Genomic DNA, 20297 nt, shown 5'->3' with positions numbered 1-20297 from the left:
AGAAGGAGGAAATTACATGAAAACAAAGAGAATTACAGCTTTTATGCTAGCATCTGTTATGGTAATTTCACTTTTTCCTATTAATATATTTGCAAATATTCAGAATCCTCCAACGGACTTATATGCCAATATTACACATAAGAAAAATGGTGAATTTACTATTGTACCAGATGTACTGTTTGGGTGGACCCGACCCGAAATCGCTGCAGATAAAGATGGAGACGCCTCCGGAAGCGACCCGGCTATTGATGTTGAGGGATCTCACGACCTTACTGGATACGAACTGACCACTGAGGATTTTATGGGAACTTCTCCAGGACGTGATATGCCTATTGGTCCCGATACTACCGAACAAGATATCAGCGTATTGCTAGAAAGCGGTGTATTCTATCAAATAAATTTGGTAGCACGCCATTTACACACCGTGGTTGATGAAGCTACTGACGAAAAATACGATAGTATCATCGAATCAGAACTTACTTCTATCAAAATTATTACCGATCTGAATACTCAGGTTACTGGTACCGACGAAGGTTTAGAAGTAGTCTTTGAATACATTCCCAACATTCAATATACATTGGGCTACACTCAGGGCGCTGCCGGAGATATCGGCGACTTTCCTGAGAACAGTGATATCACTCTCAAAGCAACTGACCTAACTCAAGATAACATTTTTACCGATCCTAATGATGGTCGTCAATATGTTCGATACCTAATTTCCGAAGGAGTTAGCCCTGGCCAAATGTATTCTGTTTATGTTATGCCAGACTTTTCTGAAGGAGATCCACTAAGAGAACAAACAACCATTGGTCTAGATCCWAAAGTTGTCAGTGCCATCACTAGTATTCCGCTAAAAGTTTTTAACGTTGGTAATGGAAAAATTAGGTTAGAGTGGAATATCTCTGCAAGCATTTTAGAGAACTCTTACTCTCTTACAAAAACCAGCATTATGGCACAAGTTGCAGGGCAAAATCCACAAGAAATCTTTACTTTTCAAGATAACAACGGTGCCCTTATTGGTTATTACGAACTCTATGAACCAGAGGCAACTACTGTTTATTGGCTAGAATTTGAGTTTACCGACTTATCCACTAACAACACTCTAGCTCCACCTCCTACTACAGGAAAAGTAGAGTATATTCCTTATGATGCGGTCGAAAAACCATCTTCTCCTCAAATTCCTAAGCCTTTTAATACAGGTATAGATTTAAATGCCAATATCGCATCAGAATATCTTGTTAAAGGTGATACAACTCCATATAATGCCGAAAACTTTGCAAATCAAACTTTTACTGTAATCAACAACGCTCCGGTACAAATCCAATTGGTTTGGGATGCGTATGAGGCAGCCGCCTTAGATGGCAATAAGACATTTGATTATGATCTAGTTTATGATATATGGATAACCGAGCGTAAAGAATCTCTTGATAGCTCTCTGCTCGAAAACGGGCTCGCTCCTATTGAGCGCAACATTTTGATCGATCCAGATGATGAATCAACTTTAGTTAAGACACCGTTTGGAGACCTTGTAGGTTTTAAGAAAACTGTAGCTCAATACTATGATGTCGAAGAGATATTGCGACCTCTTGCTACCAATAAAACATACTACATTCAGATCGTTGCCAAGCGACAAGATGGTGCCAGATACGCAATTTCGGAGCCCACCATTGTTGCAATCACTATCGATAAAAATGGCGATATCTTCATTCCTCCAGTTCTTGTAAAACCTCCTGTTATGGTAAAAGATGACAGCATTACCACCACGACAGCAGATATAATTTGGCGTACAGAATGGCAAGAAATGATGTACAAGGGTTCTGCCAAAGCCGAAGATTTTTACAAAGGCTACGAAGAAAATATCCCCTTTACCGATCAATGGAACTCCAAAGTATTTTTGGCAGAAACAGACCCCAAAATATTCTTCAAGCAACCGTCTTCTTTGGAGATATTTCCTATAGATTTAATTACACCAAACAACGTCGAAATGGTTAAAGATTTTGTTGGCGCAAACTTTTATGAAAACAACTTTACCTCTCGYCCCGTAACTTTGGGCAATAACATCAAATACGAAATTCAAACTTTGCCTTATGAAACTGTCAAAAATATGCAAGGTTCTTTGTCGCTAGAAGAGTGGGTTTATATGACAGAAATCGAAGGTGGCAACGCAGATTGGAACGCCGGATGGGAAGAACCTGTTATTAGACCATATCAAGATGATCTAGGACTAACTTGGAATGAACACAAACTTGAGGATCTTCTTCCAAACACTGCGTATATCACTTTTGTGAGAGCGTACCGATTATTAGATGATGGCACAAAACTGATTCAGTCTTATCCTAGTTTTATCATCTACAATACTTTAGCAAACTTTACCAGCGAAGAAGAAGTTCCTATTGTTCCAAATCTTACACTAAACGAAGTTACTGACAGTAGTATAGAAGTGTTTTTTAAGTTTAACCACAAGTTTGATTATGAATTRGTATATAGCAGATTAGACGACCCCGATGGTCCCGATGCTGTTTCATTTTTATTTGATTTATCTTCGGATGCAAATAGCGAATTTTATGTAGGTGATGGTGAAAATGCATATATAGAAGTTACCGGACTTTTTCCCGATACCGAATATTATATCTGGGTGCGTGCAAAACAAAAAGAAGGCGACCTTAAATCTTCTTGGAGCTCACCTGTATTTGCAAAAACTAAACAAATTTTGCCACCTGATGTGCCTATCAGTTTGGGCCCTGCTTCTAAGCTTAGCCTAATCGAACTCGATTTAGAATATGATCCAATAACTCATAATTATGTTACTGTTCAATGGGAAAAAGACGAAAACGATTTTGGAGAATCTACAGAGGGCAATGTTGTCACAACTTATGCATACACTGTTGAATTTGCTGATAACGTAGAATTTATTGATGCGACAGTGGTTACAATTACAGAAGAGAACAAAACCGAAGCCGGTGCTGATGAAGATCCATTTCAAATTCTTGCCAAAAACATGATTAAATTTAACAATCTAAAATCCAATAAAGACTATTTTGTTAAAGTTAAGTCGATTATCACTGTTCTCGATGGAGAGACAGACAGAACTCTCGAGGAAGAATCCGAGTATAGCAACTGGGTTAGAATAGTCACCAAAACTTCTAAAGATGAGTATACCGGAGAACCTGATAACGTTATCGAATTTGAAACCGATTACGAAGAAGACTTTGACCAAGATTCTGGTGTATGGAATTACACAATTGTAAATCCAGAAGGTATTATTACGCAATTAATAAATACTGATTCAGATACCTTTGATGTTGATTTAAATTTATTTGATGGCATCGAAAATCCAGTAGTTAGAAAACTTACTGTGCCTGTGATGCTTCTTACCGCTATGGATAGCCTAGGAATCAATTTGCAGATTGAGACAAATGATGTCATCTACAACATTAATCCTGCTGGCATAAACTTAAGCAATCTAAAAAGCACTGACAATGCTGTATTTACATTTGTCAAGGTTTTAAATTATGATCTCAACGATATGCAATTAGATTATCCACATGCGTTTCAGGTTGCCGAGCAAGTGGCGATACATCTAGTAACCGATACTATGGTTCCTCAATCTGTTTCAACACTAAGCAAAGATATGAACGTCAGTATCAAGCTTAATGCATATTCTCCACTCAACCTTGTTTCTCGAGTATATAATGCCGCGCAACAAATTTGGGAAGATATGCCAGCACAAACTATTGTTGCCGAAGATGGTGCGCATTCCACATTTGATACCAACCTTATAGGCATCAATGCATTATACTCAACTCGCAATGTTGCTTTGCCTAGAGATTTAACTCAGTCTCTTCGAGATATTACTGCCAAATACGGAATCACTCAATTTGGCTTAAAATATTTCGGCAATACACCTGTTAATAGCACAGCGTTTATAAATCTGATGCTTGGCATAGCATATGCAAACACAACTATCGATTTAGACAAATCAGTTTCTGATTCAGAAATATCTCAGGCAACTCATTCTGGATTATTTACCGAATCTCAAACCTCTGAGATTTCTAACGAAGCGGCTATTGCCGGATTGATTAAGTTATACGAACTCAAGAATGGCTACTCCATACTCACTATAACTCCACAAACAAATTTTGAAGGAGCAAGCAAGCAATATAGCGCAAGCCTCAGTAAAGCCTATGCATTGGGCATAATCGATGAGAGCACTTTCGAACCTCTCGAACCTGCAACATACGATTATATATGCGATCTTTTGGTAAATCTTGGGTTATAAATTACTATTCCTTTTCATACAATTTAGTACGACAAAATGGCGACGATGCTAATTATTCGATCGCCTTTTTTCATATCTATTTGTAAAGGAGGAATTTTTTTGCATTTAATTAGATCAACATTTGCAGCTATTTTTGTATGCGTTGCCATGCTTCCATTAAATATATTAGCAAATCCTCAGGACCCACCCACCGATTTATATGCAAACATCACCCATAAACCAAATGGCACCTCTTCTATAATTCCAGATGTATTGATAGGCTGGACACGACCCTCTATTGCTGCAGATATGGACGGAGACACTTCTGGCTCTGACCCCGCCATTGACGTTGCAGGATCTCACGACCTCTCTTCATATTCTTTGGATATCCAAGACGAGATGAGCTTTTTTCCTGCTATAGATGATATCACCATTGGCGAAAATACTACGGAGCAAGATATCAGTACGTTTTTATTTAACGGTGCATTTTATGAGATCGATCTATACGCACGACATATTCACACAATTTTTGATCCTCAAACCAATGAGAATAACGATGTTATCGTAGAATCTGTTCCAGCAACACTAAAATTTATCACCAACTTCGATACTAAAGTTACAGGAACTGATGCAGGATTAGAACTAATCTTTGAACATATCCCTTCTATCAGTTACCAAATAGGAATCACCCAAGGTGCTGCAGATAATATCGGAGACTTTCCCGAAGAGGGATATATTACAATAAAAGATATCGACTTAACTGCAGATAATATATTTAAAGATCCTTCTGACGGTCGCTCATATGTTAAATATTTGATATCAGAAGGTATAAGCCCTGGCCAGATGTATTCTGTGTATGTATTGCCAACATTTTCAGACGGAAACCCTCTCAAAGAGCAAACAACGATCAGCGTAGATCCCAAAGTTGTTAGCGCTATTACCAGCATTCCTCTCAAAGTGTTTAATGTAGGCAATGGCAAAATTAGGCTCGAATGGAACATCTCGGCTAGCATTCTCGAAAACTCGTATTCCCTTACCAAAACCAGCGTCTTTGCACAAGTTGCAGGGCAAAATCCACAAGAAATTTTTACATTTAGTGACAACAACGGTGCTCTTATTGGATATTACGAATTGTACGAACCTGTCACCACCACAACATATTGGCTAGAATTTGAATTTACCGACCTCGCTACTAGCAATGTATTATCTCCACCACCAATCAGCGGAAAAGTGGAGTATATTCCTTATGATGCAGTTGAAAAACCAGCTTCTCCTCAAATTCCTAAACCATATCACGCTGGATTGGATCTCAATGCGCAAACAGTACGCGAATACCTCGTCAAAAACGATACCACTCCGTATAATTCAACCGACCTTGCTCAGCAAACATTCACTGTAATCGATACCGCTCCTCTCACMATTCAATTGGTATGGGATGCCTATACTACAAAATCTGTCGAAGCGTTTGAAACATTCGACTACGATCTGGTCTATGATATATGGGTCACCGAACGCAAAGAATCACTCGATAGTACACTACTAGTCAACGGACTTGCACCTATCGAACGAAATATTCGAATCGATCCTGATGATAACGCCACGTTGGTATCAACTCCATTTGGAGATACCGTRGGCTTCAAAAAGTATCTTACAAGCTATTATGACGTATCCGAAACACTTCGTCCCCTTGCAACCAACAAAACCTACTACATTCAAATAGTTGCCAAAAGACCAAATGGCGCTACATACGCAACTTCAGAGCCAACAATAGTTGCAATAACGATCGACAAAAATGGCGATATATTTGTACCTCCAATATTGGGCAAGCCACCTATTAAACTTAAGGATAATAGCCTTACAACATCTTCTGCAGCAGTTTTGTGGCGCGAGGATTGGCATGAAATCATATATAGGGGCTCTGCAGCCAACGAAGATTTCTATGCAGACTATCCAGAGAATATCGAGCTCGCATCACAATGGCATCCTTCGGTATTTTTAAGTGAATCGCATCCCAAAGTCTTTTTTAAGCAACCAAACGACGTCTCCACTATTGGTATAGATCTTATTACATCTGCTAATTTGGATCAAGTATCAGATTATGTTGGCAATAACTTTTTTGCAAGCAACTTTATGTCACGCCCTGTAAGCTTAGGCAACAATATCAAATATGAAATTAAAACTTTGCCTTATGAGCAAGTTAAGGATATGCACGCTGGAATGCCTCTCGAAGAATGGATTTATTTGATGGCAACAGAAGGGGGAGATCCAGATTGGAACGCCGGATGGGAAGAGCCTGCCATTGGTGTGGATCGAGATGAGTATGGCTTAATTTGGAATGAGCATAAGGTAGAAGATCTGCTAGCAAATACCGCTTATATTACATTTGTTAGAGCATATCGAGTTTTAGACGACGGCACCAAGCTCATTCAATCCTATCCTAGTTTTATCATTTATAATACATTAGCAAACTTTACAAGCGAGGAAGAAATACCTGTTGTTCCCAATTTAAACCTCTCCGATGTTACAGATTCTAGCATCGAAGTGTTTTTTAAATATAATCACAAGTTTGATTACGAGATGGTTTATAGCAGACTCGATGATCCCGACGCGGCAGACGCAATTTCCTACCCCGTTGATGTTTCATCGGATCCAAATAGCGAGTTCTTTGTGGGCGATGGCGAAAATGCCTATATCGAAATTGTTGGGCTTTTTCCTGAAACTGAATATTACGTATGGATACGCGCAAAGCAAAAAGAAGGCGATATCACATCTGCCTGGAGCTCTCCAGTATTTGCCAAAACACTGCCTATTGCAGCGCCAGACGTGCCAATCAGCCTTGGCCCTGCTTCTAAATTGAGCCTAATAGAGTTGGGATTAGAATACGAACCCGTAACAGACACATCCATTACTGTGCAATGGGAAAAAGACGAAAATGACTTTGGCGAAATGACATCTGGAAGCATGATCAAAACCTATGCCTATACAGTCGAATTTGCAAATAACATAGAATTTATCGATGCAATTGAATTAACTGTAACAGAAGAAAATAAGGCAGACGGCGGCTCCGAAGATGATCCATTTGAAATCCTTGCGAAAAATATAGTTAAATTTAACAACTTAAAAGCCAATCAAGACTATTTTGTTAAAGTCAAAGCAATAGTTACAGTAGAAGATACGGAAACCGATCGCATTATTTCGAAGGAATCAGAATATAGTAACTGGGTAATTATCGTTACTCAAACTTCCAAAGATGAATACACCGGCGAGCCAGACAATGTTATCGAATTTGATACCGATTTTGAAGAAAATTTTAATAACAATACCGGAATTTGGGATTATGAGATCGTAAATCCCGAGGGAGTTATTACACAAATATTAGATAAAAACATTGGAACTTTCGAAGTCGACTTAATGCTATACGACGATTATATTAATGCATATTCTCGACGATTAACCATTCCTATAGAAATACTGCAAGCACTTGCAAACCGAGGCATGACTCTCAAAGTAAATACACTCCTTGCAGCGTACGAAATCGACCCTCGCAGCATTAACCTCAGTACTTCTCGCAGCACCGACAAAGCAATGTTCTCATTTACACCTCTTGGAAACTATGATCTAGGCAACGCTAGACTCGATTATCCATATTTATTTCAAGTGGCCGAGCATTCTAGTATTAATATGATCAGTAGCTCTAGAATAACCAATCCAGTATATACACTTTATCCTGCCATGGAAGTTGGGTTTAGAATCAACGAATACGCTCCTGTCGATCTCATTGCTCAAGTATATGACACGGCATCTGGAAGATGGGATCAACTCCCTTCTACCAAAAGCAACACAACAGACGGAATGTTTATATCGTTTGATACAAATACAGTAGGCATCAACGCACTATATACTATTCAAAACATTGGACTTTCTCGAGATATGACACATTCAATGCAAGATATCGCAACGAGATATGGGATCAGTCAAATAGGCACCAAATACTTTGGAAACACTGCAGTTGGCGGAACACAGTTTGCCAATTTAATGTTAGGCATAGCCATGGGCGATCTAGTAATAAACCTCGATGCTCCTATAAGCACTACACAGGCAAATCAAGTCAGTAATTCTGGACTATTCATAGGCAACCTCTCTGAAGCCGCCACCAATGAATCAGCTTTAGCCGGACTCATAAAACTATATGAGCTTCGCAACGGGTATCCTGTCGGCGCTACATCCACATATTTTGCCGATGTTAGTCCTCAATATCAAGCAAGTATTGCCAAAGCATCTGCATTAGGTTTGATCGATGCAACAAGTTTTAGAGCGCAAGATGTTGCCACATACGACTATGTATGCGATATTTTACTGGCCCTAGGGTTATAAGTTTGTCCAATTAATCATATAATTATGGTACGACAGGGCGCTTAGTTCGCCCTTTCTTTGGTGTACTGTTATAAGAGGAGGGATTTTTTTGAAGCGCATAGTACCATATCTTTTAATATTATTTGGGTGTTTAATTTTCTTGCCTATATTTATGACATTTATAGGTGGGCATCACCACAAAAATATTTTATTTACAATAGCCACAACAGATGCCGTGGAAATTGTTGACTACGACGAATTACTACAAAACCAGATCATCGGAATGCTCGCACAAGAAGTAAACTATACCGAACCTATGGAATATATAAAGGTTAATGCTATAATATTTAGAACATATTTAACACGATCGCAATTAGGTTATGGGATACAAAAAGACTTGCTTCCGCTAACAACGCAGCAAATGAAAGATAAATTTGGATCTAACTACGACAAAGCATATTCTGTATATTTATCCGCCGTTACTTCTACCGAAGACATTGTGATTTATCATGACGACGAACTAATTGAACCAGTATACCACGCGTCAAGTGCGGGCAATACCCGCGACAGTATAGATTTTTACGGTATAGATATAGCATATTTGCAAGCAGTGCCAAGCCCTGTAGATGCCACCATAAAAGAACTGCAATATACCACARCTCAAGCTATCGATATGTTGAAATCAAATTTCCCAGATATTGTAATTAACGAAACTTACCTTGCTCAGCAAATTCAAATTGTTGACATAGATGACAGCGGGTATATCACTGCTATACAATTTGGGAGCTCTATTCTCAACGAGCAAGCCTTTTTACAAACTTTTGGACTTACATCATCTCATGTTGAGATCTCCGTTCAAGACGGCAATATCATTTTTCGCCAACATGGTGATGGAACAGGCGTGGGTTTAAGTCAAAATGGCGCCAAAGAGTATGCTAAACTCGGAAATACATATGAAGTTATTTTAAAATATTACTATTTTGACACAGAAATTAAAAAAATTAACAAATAATTGTATAAAAAATTTTTTCCTTGTCCATAATTTAAAAGACGGAGGTAATCAGCAACCTTTAGTATTAACGAACCGATTGCTGATCAGATTGAACAAGCATTTAGAGAATACTCATTATGGTATCCTCTGATAGGATGGAGAAAGGAAGGTACGTAAGGAACACTCCTCCACTATCTATAAGGTAGAAAATTCCTTGCTAAAGTTTTATGAACAAATTTAAACAATTTTTTAAGGCCTACGGGTTCTACGTAGCAGTAACAGCAGTCAGTATTGGCGCTATTGCAGCAATATTTTCATTTCCTACAAGGAATGGAGATGCTCCAGAAGAACAACAAACACAAATAGCACAAGAGGAAGTCGAAATTCCTGCCATAGAAGTATCTGAGTCGGATGTTGAAATCAAACCAGATATTATAGTAATAGATACCAATCAGAGTCCCAAAATTGATCTAAAAATCGAACCAGAACATACTGAAGAAGTTGTCTCTCCTGTAGAAATAGAAGACATACTTGAAACAGAAGCCGTACTTGAAACAGAAGTAGAAATCGTTAAAATAATCGAACCAAAACCTGAGAAAGTGGCAGAAGTAGTTAGCCAACCTAAAAAAGAAGAAGAACCTATAGAACAAGAGCCAGAAACCGTTTCTGCAGTTTCAGAAACAGTTTCTACAACTCAAGAAGACATTCTTAGTTTTACAAAAGGAGATATCTTTAAACTTCCTGTAGATGGAAAAATTATTGTAGACTATACAGATGATTCGACCGCACACTGGTGGAGCGATCTAGGCAATACAATGAGAACGATGGGAATTTGCTTAGAGGCCGAGATAGGAACAGAAGTTTTGGCCGTTGCAGATGGAGTTGTATTAGAAATAGTTGAAGATTACACAGACCTTCCAACCACTCTAAATGTTGGAAATCTTGGACAATTGATGGTTATTGACCATGGAAATGGATATAAAAGCATTTACGGCTTTCAAGGTGGCAAGCCTAATAGCTCTTTAATTGGTCAAACAGTAGAAATCGGAGATCCTATCGGATTAGTCGGAGGATCAAAAGGCCCTTTCATAAATAAGCCGAGCAATATTTATTTACAAGTAACAAAAGATGATGAAGTTATAAATCCTCAAACTTTGATTACAAAGTAAAAGAGAGCGGCTAATGCTGTCGCCCTCTCTTTTTTTTGCCAATTTTTATTTTCCGTAGTACGCAACTCGAAGAATTTCTTGAATTTCTTTAACTTTTGGAAGTCTAGGATTAGCAGTAGTACATTGATCTTCAAATGCTTTGTATGAAAGATCTTCAATAGCCGCTAAATAAACAGCTTCATCAACACCACAAGCTTTAAATGTTAATGGAACATTAAGTTCTTTCATCAAATCACGAACTGCTTTAGCTAATGATTTTACGCCTTCTTCTGGTGTTGAACTTGGAAGTCCCAAAGCTCTTGCAATTTCTGCATATCTTTCTGCCGCTATATATTTTTCATATTTCGGGAAGCTAGTTAGCTTAGAAGGATTTATTACCCCGTTATACTCAATAATATAAGGCATTAACACAGCATTAGCAAGACCGTGAGCTAGGTGGAACTCTCCTCCAAGTTTGTGTGCAATAGAGTGATTTAGACCTAGGAAAGCGTTTGTAAATGCCATACCAGCAATACAAGATGCGTTATGAACTTTTTCCTTTGCCAATGGATCTTTTGCACCATTTTTATAAGATCTTGGAAGATAATCGAATATTAATTGAATAGCTTTTATCGCCAAACCATCGGTATAGTCTGATGCCATTATAGAAACATATGCCTCTACTGCGTGAGTTAAAACGTCCATACCAGTTGGAGCCACCACTGATGCTGGAAGAGACATTACAAAATTTGGATCAACTATCGCAACATCCGGAGTTAGCTCGTAGTCCGCTAGAGGGTATTTCATATTTGTAGACTTATCAGATATAACTGCAAAAGAAGTAACCTCAGAACCAGTTCCTGATGTTGTTGGAACCGCAACAAACTTCGCTTTTCTACCAACTTTAGGGAAAGTATAAACTCTCTTTCTGATATCTAAGAATTTTTGCGCCATACCAATAAAGTCTGCTTCTGGTGCCTCATAGAATAACCACATAGCCTTACCAGCGTCGATAGGAGAACCTCCACCAAGAGCAATGATTGTATCTGGTTGGAATTGATTCATTACTTCTGTTCCTTTTCTTACAGTCTCAAGGTCTGGATCTGGCTCAACTTCACTAAATATTTCTATAATTGGTTTGTCAAGATTTTTATTAAGTTGGTAAATCATTTTATCTACATAACCTAACTTAACCATCATCGGGTCGGTTACGACTAGAACACGTTTGATATTCTCCATTTTAGATAAATAACTAATACATCCTGGTTGGAAATAAATTTTGCTTGGAAGTTTAACCCACTGAAGATTCAATTGTCTACTCGCCACCTTTTTAATATTGATTAAGTTTACTGTAGAAACGTTTGATGTTGTGGAATTTTTACCATAAGACCCACAGCCTAGAGTTAGAGATGGAGTGTTTGCGTTATAAATATCTCCTATCGCACCATGAGTAGATGGGCAATTCACCAAAATACGTCCAGTTTTTAATCTCTTACCAAATTCTTTAATAATTGCTTCATCGTGAGAATGAATAACAGAAGAGTGTCCTAATCCACCTAGTTCAACCATTGTTTCAGCTTTGCAAATACCATCTTCAACATTTTTAGCTTTCACAATTGCCAACACTGGAGAAAGTTTTTCACGAGAAAGTGGATACGCCGCCCCAACGCCATCAATTTCACAACACAATACTTTTGTATCTTCTGGGATTGTAATTCCCGCAAGAGCCGCTATTTCATATGGGTATTTCCCTACAATTGCCGCATTAACCATTTGCTTTTCTGGATTAATTACAACTGGCTCTATTTTTTTCACTTCTTCTGGAGTTGCAAAGTAGCAACCTTGAGTTTTCATAAACGCCACTGCTTTATCGTATATAGGTGCTTCTATTATCGCCGCTTGTTCAGATGCACATATCATTCCATTGTCAAATGACTTAGATAATATTAGGTCAGTTAAAGCTTGCTCTAAATTCGCAGTTTTTTCTATAAAACACGGAACATTTCCAGGTCCAACACCAAGAGCTGGTTTACCAGTTGAGTACGCTGCTTTTACCATCGCACCACCACCAGTAGCCAATACCATTGATACACTTGGGTGATTCATAAGAGCACCAGTAGCCTCTAGTGAAGGAACTTCTATCCACTGAATACAATCTTTTGGAGCACCATGAGCCACGGCAGCGTCTCTTAAAATCATCGCCGCTTCTCTTGAACACTTCTGAGCCGATGGGTGGAATCCAAAAATAATCGGATTTCTAGCTTTAACCGCAATAATAGCTTTGAACATAGTTGTTGACGTAGGATTTGTAACTGGTGTAACACCCGCCACTATTCCCACTGGTTCTGCTACTTCAAAATAATTTTCATTTTGGTTATCATTTATAATTCCAACTGTTTTTAGATTTTTAATATTGTTGTAGATATATTCTGTTGCAAATATATTTTTCGTAACTTTATCTTCAAAAATACCACGGCCAGTTTCTTCTATTGCCATGCGTGCTAACTTCATTTGAGCAGTCAATCCAGCAAGCGACATTGCTCTTACTATATCATCAATTTGCTCTTGATCGAGTTTTAAAAATTCCTCTAGAGCTACTTCAGCTTTTTTAGCAAGAGTATCAACCATTGCTGTTGGAGATTCTACTACGGGAGTTGTTTCAGTTTTTATTTCTGACATTTAAAAAATCCTCCTTAAAGATAATGAAATTAATTTTTTCTATTATACACTTCAACATACGCTATTAACTATATGCAGAGTTGTCAATAGATGTCCATAACACTTAAATTCTAGCAGTATTTTTCACTTTAGTCAATCCTATTTCAAAAAAAAACTATAAATCCACAAAATATTTTTTACCACAATATAAAATTTAAGTAGAATTAAAAAACTCCACCTCTCAAAATCGAAAGATGGAGTTTAAGCTAGAGAGACAACTTTCTGATACTCAATAATATTGTCCCTACAGTACCTAATTTTGTTATCGCCTTCGAATTAAATTTCATTACATTAGCCATCTCACTCATCTCCTTTTTTATATTACACCGATAACTTGCGAAACCCTATTAGTAACACTAGCATTATACTTAGATTCATCACAAACTTCGTTGCCATCTCTGCCGCTTCAGATCTTGCTAGCGCATCTACTGTTACACCCGCTGGATTAAATCCTAAAAATACTGTTGCGAATACGTAGGCAAATGTAAATACTCCTATTAGCATTAACACTCTCATTGCATTGCCCATCTCTCTCATCTCCTTTTTTTACTATGCTGATAACTTGCGAAATCCTATCAGTAACACTAGCATTATACTTAGATTCATCACAAACTTCGTTGCCATCTCTGCCGCTTCAGATCTTGCTAGCGCATCTACCACTGTTACACCCGCTGGATTGAATCCTAAAAATACTGTTGCGAATACGTAGGCAAATGTAAATATTCCTATTAGCATTAACACTCTCATTGCATTGCCCATCTCTCTCATCTCCTTTTTTTACTATGCTGATAACTTGCGAAATCCTATTAGTAACACTAGCATTATACTCAGATTCATCACAAACTTCGTTGCCATCTCTGCCGCTTCAGATCTTGCTAGCGCATCTACCACTGTTACACCCGCTGGATTGAATCCTAAAAATACTGTTGCGAATACGTAGGCAAATGTAAATACTCCTATTAGCATTAACACTCTCATTGCATTGCCCATCTCTCTCATCTCCTTTTTTTACTATGCCGATAACTTACGAAATCCTATTAGTAACACTAGCATTATACTTAGATTCATCACAAACTTCGTTGCCATCTCTGCCGCTTCAGATCTTGCTAGCGCATCTACCACTGTTACACCCGCTGGATTAAATCCTAAAAATACTGTTGCGAATACGTAGGCAAATGTAAATACTCCTATTAGCATTAACACTCTCATTGCATTGCCCATCTCTCTCATCTCCTTTTTTTACTATGCCGATAACTTACGAAATCCTATTAGTAACACTAGCATTATACTCAGATTCATCACAAACCTCGTTGCCATCTCTGCCGCTTCAGATCTTGCTAGCGCATCTACCACTGTTACACCCGTTGGATTGAATCCTAAAAATACTGTTGCGAATACGTAGGCAAATGTAAATACTCCTATTAGCATTAACACTCTCATTGCATTGCCCATCTCTCTCATCTCCTTTTTTTACTATGCTGATAACTTGCGAAATCCTATCAGTAACACTAGCATTACACTTAGATTCATCACAAACTTCGTTGCCATCTCTGCCGCTTCAGATCTTGCTAGCGCATCTACCACTGTTACACCCGCTGGATTGAATCCTAAAAATACTGTTGCGAATACGTAGGCAAATGTAAATACTCCTATTAGCATTAACACTCTCATCATGTTTCCCATCTTAACATCCCTCCTTTCTWTCYAGTTTATTGMTRTCGCTTTCTACTAYTTTTTATTCGGTTTTTTCTTTARCATCATATATAAAAACAACGGAAAGTATTGATCCATCTTCGCATCCTCATTTCTATTTATTTTGATCGTCGCTTTCTACTACTTTTTATTCGGTTTTTTCTTTAACATCATATATAAAAACAACGGAAAGTATTGATCCATCTTCGCATCCTCATTTCTATTTATTTTGATCGTCGCTTTCTACTACTTTTTATTCGGTTTTTTCTTTAACATCATATATAAAAACAACGGAAAGTATTGATCCATCTTCGCATCCTCCTTCTATTAGTTTTGATCGTCGCTTTCTACTACTTTTTATTCGGTTTTTTCTTTAACATCATATATAAAAACAATGGAAAGTATTGATCCATCTTCGCATCCTCCTTCTATTAGTTTTGATCGTCGCTTTCTACTACTTTTTATTCGGTTTTTTCTTTAACATCATATATAAAAACAATGGAAAGTATTGATCCATCTTCGCATCCTCCTTCTATTAATTTGTTATGCTAACTTTATCCGTGTTACTCTAACAATATATTCTCTATCTTCTAAAAGTTGCAATAAATATTATTTCGCCCTGCAAAAGTTTTAAAAAGTAGTAGTAAAACTGCGCCAAAATTTAGCTATTATTCTCCTTACTTTTGAAATTAACACGATAGTTGCTTCTAACTATAAATATAAGCTTCAAAATATGTACATTTTATTATCTTATCTAGAATTCCAAAAACATCATTATGCTGATTGTAAAATATTGTTAAAATAAAAAAATCCTTCTATTATAAATATAGATACTTAAAAATAATAAAAGCACACTCCTTATTTTAGGTAATGTGCTCAAGTTGATCATATTTTATTTGACCTCACCAAAAAACTTACAAACACTTTGTCTAAAGCTATTTTTTATGACAGTTAGATAGCTCTCTCTTTCATTTTTTTATTATTGAATCTTTTTTATCATATTTGAAAGAATAGTTATGGCATTTTTGGCCGCCAATTCTGTAAAATGTGTAAAATTCATTTCTGCAGACCCGTCCGCTTTATCAGATATTGCTCGTAATATTACAAATGGTATCTTATTTAGATAGCAAGTTTGAGCAATTGCCGCTCCCTCCATCTCCGCACAATACGCGTTAAATGTGGTGTATATATCATCTTTTTGATCTACGCTTGCAACAAATTGATCTCCACTTGCAACTCTGCCTACATAAACATTATTATCCAATTCTTCTTCGCTTATATCTTTTGCTAGGTCTATCAACATTTGATCCGCTTCGAAATATGAATTGTCCATTCGCGGAATTACTCCTCTTGGATCTCCAAATGCCGTGGTATCCATATCGTGTTGAACTGTATCGCTCGAAATTACAATGTCTCCAATATTTAAAATTGGATGCAATGCCCCCGCAACTCCGGTGTTAATAATATAATCCACTGCAAATACATCTGCCAATATTTGAGTACATACTGCGGCGTTCACTTTACCTATTCCACATTTAACTACAACAACTTCTTTTTCCTGAAATTTTCCTTTCACAAATTCCATCATTGCTTTTGTTTGAACATTCGATATTTGCATATTCTTTTTCAGCGCATTAACTTCCTCTTCCATTGCTCCTATAATTCCAATTGTTTTCATTAGTCTTCTCCCTATCATTAGTTTTTTACTATTATAAATGTTTCTAATTTATTTTCAAGGCAATGACCATTAAATATCCTGTATAACTCAACTTTACTTATTCTAATTTTTATAAATATTATTTTTAGTATATTTTTTTTACAAACAAGTAATATATTTTTGACTTCTCGCATATTATTAACCAAGTGTAAAGATTTTAAAGGAGGCCTTTTCTTGAAACCTTATATTGAAGAGAGAGCCGTACAAGCAGCAAATTTTATCATCAGCAAAAAAGCCACCGTACGAGAAACCGCAAAAAAATTTGGTATAAGTAAAAGCACAGTTCACAAGGATGTTACAGAACGACTAGAAAAAATCAACCCACAACTCGCCATGGAAGCTCGTGCTATTCTTGACAAAAATAAAGCAGACAGGCATTTACGTGGCGGCAATGCAACCAGGGAAAAATATCTTGGAGGAATGAAATAATTCCAATGCAGTTAGTTATCGAGTTTTTGGATAGCTAGCTTTTTTTATTTACAATTTTTCTCCACTATGATATAATGTAATAAATTTATAGTAAAGGAGATATTTATTTATGGGTTTAAAAAAGCATTTTATTAAAAATTATTTAGATTTTAAAATAGTAGAAGATTCCACAGGTCTTTTCAAAATATATTCCAAAAGAATCGGCGCTATAAAAGATAAGGATGATATATATATCGATAAAGTTGTTCAACTTTTTGAGCAAATCAATGGAGTTGATTCTATCAATGTTTCAAAGTCTGATTGCATTATCGAGGTCATCTATAATCCAAATATCTTAAATTCCGCAAAACTTCAGAAATATATCGATCTTATTCTAGATTTAATCATTGAAAATTCTGACCTTATCAAGACACACACACCAAACAATACCGACGATTTAGCCGTTGTTCTAGCTGCCAAGTTTAATCAAAAAGCCGCAACTGCAAATATCTAAATTTTTTTTGCTAGTTATCTCTGGGTAACTAGCTTTTTTGTTTTTAAGACTACACTTTATACTATTTAGATGCTATAATAAAAAAAAATCACTTAGGAGGACTTATGTTAAAAATATTTGCAATTATCACAATGTTTATTGATCACTTTGCTATTGCATTTCTAGATCCATTCTCCACTTCTTATCTTGTACTAAGAGCAATTGGCCGTGTTAGTATGCCAATCTTTGCTTATATGCTTGCTAGCGGGTACATACACACCAAAAATTATAACAAGTATCTGATTCGAATGCTCACTATGGCAATAATCGCACAAATTCCGTTCACTATGCTAATATCTGGTATCAGCTTTATACAATTGTTCACAACAGATCTTTGGGTCTACTTGTTTTATACGTTAAATATTGGTTTTACATTTTGTGTTGCCCTCATTTTTTTGAAAATTATGGACTTTACGAGAGTGCAAAAAAGCAGCCTTCTACATCAATTTGCTCAAGCCCTACTTGGAATGATCATATTATATTATGCTCATTCTTGCGATTATGGCGCGTATGGAATCTGCGTTGTATTCATCTTCTATGTTTGGATATTGATTTTCAATCAATCTAAAAAAAGCCTGCTTATTTGCGGAGCCATTATTGGCGTTTTAAGTATTGTTTTTTATGGATTTCCAGGAGCAAATCAATGGTTATCTGCATTAGCCATCATACCAATTTACTATCTCCCTCATACCAAATCAAATTATAAATGGGTGTTCTATGTATTTTATCCTGCACATTTAATTTTGCTAGTAGTAATAAGCGCGATGCTACATTAATCATCAAAAAAAAACCACTGCTTCTGTCTATTTTATTGCAGTGGTTTTTTATTTTGACAACTAAACCTCTCTTATCGATTTAACATTGCCGCTCCAACTATTCCCGCGTCATTACCCAGTGTCGCAACTCGAATTTGCGTCGGCATATCTCCTCCAAAAGCATATTTCTTTACTTTCTCGGTCAATGGATTGATCAATTTATCTCCTTGCTTCGATACTCCTCCACCTATCAACACTACTTGTGGTTTAAATACTGTTATTATATTTGCAACACCTATTGCCACATAATCTATATAGTCCTCAATTAATTGCTTTGCAACTGCGTCGCCGGCCCATGCAAAATCAAATGGTATCTTGGCTGTCATATTCTGTTCATCTATCGTTGCCAACTTGGATTCCGGAAATTCTTTTGCCCTTGCATTTGCCATATTGATGAGAGCTGTTGCAGATGCATATGACTCTAGGCAACCAAAATTTCCACACGTACATCTTATCCCATCTTTCACAATGATTTGATGCCCAATTTCCGCTCCTCCAGCAAAGTATCCATTAAAGATTTTGCCATTGATTATAATTCCTCCGCCAACGCCTGTTCCTAATGTAATCACTACCGCATCTTCTGTTCCTTTTGCTGCTCCTGCAATTACTTCTCCTAGCGCTGCACAGTCCGCATCATTTGCGATTTTTGTAGTTATTCCGGTCCTTGCCTCCACATACTCAACTGCTGCAAAGTTGTCTATTGCAATGTTATTGGCATATACTATTACTCCCGCCTTAGAGTCTATCATTCCTGGACTTCCAATACCTATACCTTTTATTTCGGTTTTTGCTAAATTATTTCGAGTAATGATTTCTTCTGTACTTGCAATGATGTCGTCAAAAATTAGATCTACTACACGTTCTCGCTTAGTATCCTTTGTAATAACATCTAAAATACTTCCCTCTTCGTTTAATAACGCAACTACTATATTGGTTCCGCCTAAATCTACTCCTATATAATACATATTTACACCTCCTACAGTAATTTTTTTATTATATCTAATTTCTGCATACATATCAAGGTGCAATTACTCAGTTCGCATATTATTTCTTTGAACAGTCTTGCAAACTTAATAATATCAAATTATAATATGACTGCAGTTTTTTTATCACATCGGTTAGGAGACCTCTATAAAATGGCCATTGACAGACGATATGCTAGAATCAATAAAAAATTTGTTACTAAACATTTATTACAAATCTTACACACCAAATTAAGCACAACAGACCAAGATAAATTATCTTATTTGCTACCCATCTTCGAGACGATATTTAAATCCACCGAAGTTGCAGCAAATTTTTTAGGTATCAGTCAGTCTGTAGCCAAAAATCTAAGCCCCTGTATTATCTCAAAATTGAATCAAATATTAACTACACTGTTTCAGACCTCTCCACGCATGTTTCTTGGAACACTCGATTATTTATATGAAACCGACTATCTTGATAGATACCTATCAACCGAAATAACAGATGCCCATATACACTTTTTATCCTTAGATTTTCTTAAAGATACTATATGTTTTGAAGTATTTGTCGCAGATATGATCATTCAGATACAAGATGCTATATATCAAATCAAGTTTCAAACACGCCCCAAATATATGGCAATTCATATAGCAAAATATCCGCTTCAGGCTGCCATTA

General features: G+C 36.8%; 17 protein-coding genes. 8 read left to right on the top strand and 9 right to left on the bottom strand.

The window, feature by feature from the left end; genetic code table 11:
- The first annotated feature begins 16 nt into the window (after positions 1 to 16).
- From EPU_RS04965 to EPU_RS04950, 4 genes are all read left to right on the top strand, one after another.
- Entirely contained in the window at positions 17 to 4279 is a 4263-nt protein-coding gene (locus EPU_RS04965) for a fibronectin type III domain-containing protein (RefSeq protein ID WP_029488044.1), read from the top strand.
- Positions 4280 to 4378: 99 nt separating this feature from the next.
- Positions 4379 to 8632 (top strand): fibronectin type III domain-containing protein, encoded by a 4254-nt coding sequence (locus tag EPU_RS04960; protein ID WP_010167300.1) that lies wholly within the window; start codon positions 4379 to 4381, stop codon positions 8630 to 8632.
- Between the two features lie 88 nt (positions 8633 to 8720).
- Positions 8721 to 9623, top strand: a complete 903-nt coding sequence (locus EPU_RS04955) for a SpoIID/LytB domain-containing protein (protein ID WP_010167299.1) — start codon at positions 8721 to 8723, stop codon at positions 9621 to 9623.
- Positions 9624 to 9829: 206 nt separating this feature from the next.
- On the top strand, positions 9830 to 10771 hold the full coding sequence (locus EPU_RS04950) for a murein hydrolase activator EnvC family protein (RefSeq protein ID WP_010167298.1): 942 nt from the start codon (positions 9830 to 9832) through the stop codon (positions 10769 to 10771).
- A 45-nt stretch (positions 10772 to 10816) separates the two neighbouring features.
- On the opposite strand, the gene adhE is transcribed toward EPU_RS04950, so the two are convergent.
- From adhE to EPU_RS04905, 8 genes are all read right to left on the bottom strand, one after another.
- Positions 10817 to 13429, bottom strand: coding sequence for a bifunctional acetaldehyde-CoA/alcohol dehydrogenase (gene adhE, locus EPU_RS04945; protein WP_010167297.1), 2613 nt, complete (start codon positions 13427 to 13429; stop codon positions 10817 to 10819).
- A gap of 360 nt (positions 13430 to 13789) precedes the next feature.
- Positions 13790 to 13996, bottom strand: a complete 207-nt coding sequence (locus EPU_RS04935) for a hypothetical protein (protein ID WP_010167295.1) — start codon at positions 13994 to 13996, stop codon at positions 13790 to 13792.
- Between the two features lie 21 nt (positions 13997 to 14017).
- Positions 14018 to 14227, bottom strand: a complete 210-nt coding sequence (locus tag EPU_RS04930; protein ID WP_010167294.1) for a hypothetical protein — start codon at positions 14225 to 14227, stop codon at positions 14018 to 14020.
- A gap of 21 nt (positions 14228 to 14248) precedes the next feature.
- Positions 14249 to 14458, bottom strand: a complete 210-nt coding sequence (locus tag EPU_RS04925; protein ID WP_010167293.1) for a hypothetical protein — start codon at positions 14456 to 14458, stop codon at positions 14249 to 14251.
- Between the two features lie 21 nt (positions 14459 to 14479).
- On the bottom strand, positions 14480 to 14689 hold the full coding sequence (locus EPU_RS04920; RefSeq protein WP_010167293.1) for a hypothetical protein: 210 nt from the start codon (positions 14687 to 14689) through the stop codon (positions 14480 to 14482).
- Between the two features lie 21 nt (positions 14690 to 14710).
- Positions 14711 to 14920, bottom strand: a complete 210-nt coding sequence (locus EPU_RS04915; protein ID WP_010167292.1) for a hypothetical protein — start codon at positions 14918 to 14920, stop codon at positions 14711 to 14713.
- A gap of 21 nt (positions 14921 to 14941) precedes the next feature.
- On the bottom strand, positions 14942 to 15151 hold the full coding sequence (locus EPU_RS04910) for a hypothetical protein (RefSeq protein WP_010167291.1): 210 nt from the start codon (positions 15149 to 15151) through the stop codon (positions 14942 to 14944).
- A gap of 988 nt (positions 15152 to 16139) precedes the next feature.
- The gene (locus tag EPU_RS04905; protein ID WP_010167289.1) at positions 16140 to 16838 is read right to left on the bottom strand and encodes a 5'-methylthioadenosine/adenosylhomocysteine nucleosidase; all 699 of its coding nucleotides are present in this window, start codon (positions 16836 to 16838) and stop codon (positions 16140 to 16142) included.
- A 213-nt stretch (positions 16839 to 17051) separates the two neighbouring features.
- Here EPU_RS04905 and spoIIID point away from each other — a divergent pair, with 213 nt between their 5' ends.
- The 3 genes from spoIIID (at position 17052) to EPU_RS04890 (ending at position 18614) form a co-directional block, all read left to right on the top strand.
- Positions 17052 to 17306, top strand: coding sequence for a sporulation transcriptional regulator SpoIIID (gene spoIIID / locus EPU_RS04900; RefSeq protein WP_010167288.1), 255 nt, complete (start codon positions 17052 to 17054; stop codon positions 17304 to 17306).
- A gap of 109 nt (positions 17307 to 17415) precedes the next feature.
- The gene (locus tag EPU_RS04895; RefSeq protein ID WP_010167286.1) at positions 17416 to 17799 is read left to right on the top strand and encodes a hypothetical protein; all 384 of its coding nucleotides are present in this window, start codon (positions 17416 to 17418) and stop codon (positions 17797 to 17799) included.
- 104 nt (positions 17800 to 17903) lie between these two features.
- Entirely contained in the window at positions 17904 to 18614 is a 711-nt protein-coding gene (locus tag EPU_RS04890) for a TraX family protein (protein WP_010167284.1), read from the top strand.
- Between the two features lie 71 nt (positions 18615 to 18685).
- Here the strand turns inward: EPU_RS04890 and EPU_RS04885 are convergent, their stop codons facing one another.
- Complete coding sequence (locus EPU_RS04885) at positions 18686 to 19618, bottom strand: ROK family protein (protein WP_010167282.1); 933 nt, start codon at positions 19616 to 19618, stop codon at positions 18686 to 18688.
- A gap of 171 nt (positions 19619 to 19789) precedes the next feature.
- Here EPU_RS04885 and EPU_RS11580 point away from each other — a divergent pair.
- Positions 19790 to 20297, top strand: a 508-nt coding sequence (locus tag EPU_RS11580; protein ID WP_010167280.1) for a hypothetical protein, incomplete at its 3' end; no start/stop codon positions are given.

Source organism: Candidatus Epulonipiscium viviparus (genome assembly GCF_000171335.1).
GTDB lineage: Bacteria > Bacillota > Clostridia > Lachnospirales > Cellulosilyticaceae > Epulonipiscioides > Epulonipiscioides viviparus.
Note: the sequence above shows the minus strand (reverse complement) of the source record. Positions and strands in the feature narration are given on the sequence as shown.

Coding starts and splice junctions, on each gene's coding strand:
- EPU_RS04905 (WP_010167289.1), bottom strand. CDS start 16,838: ATGAAAACAATTGGAATTATAGGAGCAATGGAAGAGGAAGTTAATGCG.
- EPU_RS04910 (WP_010167291.1), bottom strand. CDS start 15,151: ATGGGAAACATGATGAGAGTGTTAATGCTAATAGGAGTATTTACATTT.
- EPU_RS04890 (WP_010167284.1), top strand. CDS start 17,904: ATGTTAAAAATATTTGCAATTATCACAATGTTTATTGATCACTTTGCT.
- EPU_RS04925 (WP_010167293.1), bottom strand. CDS start 14,458: ATGGGCAATGCAATGAGAGTGTTAATGCTAATAGGAGTATTTACATTT.
- EPU_RS04915 (WP_010167292.1), bottom strand. CDS start 14,920: ATGGGCAATGCAATGAGAGTGTTAATGCTAATAGGAGTATTTACATTT.
- EPU_RS04885 (WP_010167282.1), bottom strand. CDS start 19,618: ATGTATTATATAGGAGTAGATTTAGGCGGAACCAATATAGTAGTTGCG.
- adhE (WP_010167297.1), bottom strand. CDS start 13,429: ATGTCAGAAATAAAAACTGAAACAACTCCCGTAGTAGAATCTCCAACA.
- EPU_RS04935 (WP_010167295.1), bottom strand. CDS start 13,996: ATGGGCAATGCAATGAGAGTGTTAATGCTAATAGGAGTATTTACATTT.
- EPU_RS04950 (WP_010167298.1), top strand. CDS start 9,830: ATGAACAAATTTAAACAATTTTTTAAGGCCTACGGGTTCTACGTAGCA.
- EPU_RS04895 (WP_010167286.1), top strand. CDS start 17,416: ATGGGTTTAAAAAAGCATTTTATTAAAAATTATTTAGATTTTAAAATA.
- EPU_RS04930 (WP_010167294.1), bottom strand. CDS start 14,227: ATGGGCAATGCAATGAGAGTGTTAATGCTAATAGGAATATTTACATTT.
- EPU_RS04920 (WP_010167293.1), bottom strand. CDS start 14,689: ATGGGCAATGCAATGAGAGTGTTAATGCTAATAGGAGTATTTACATTT.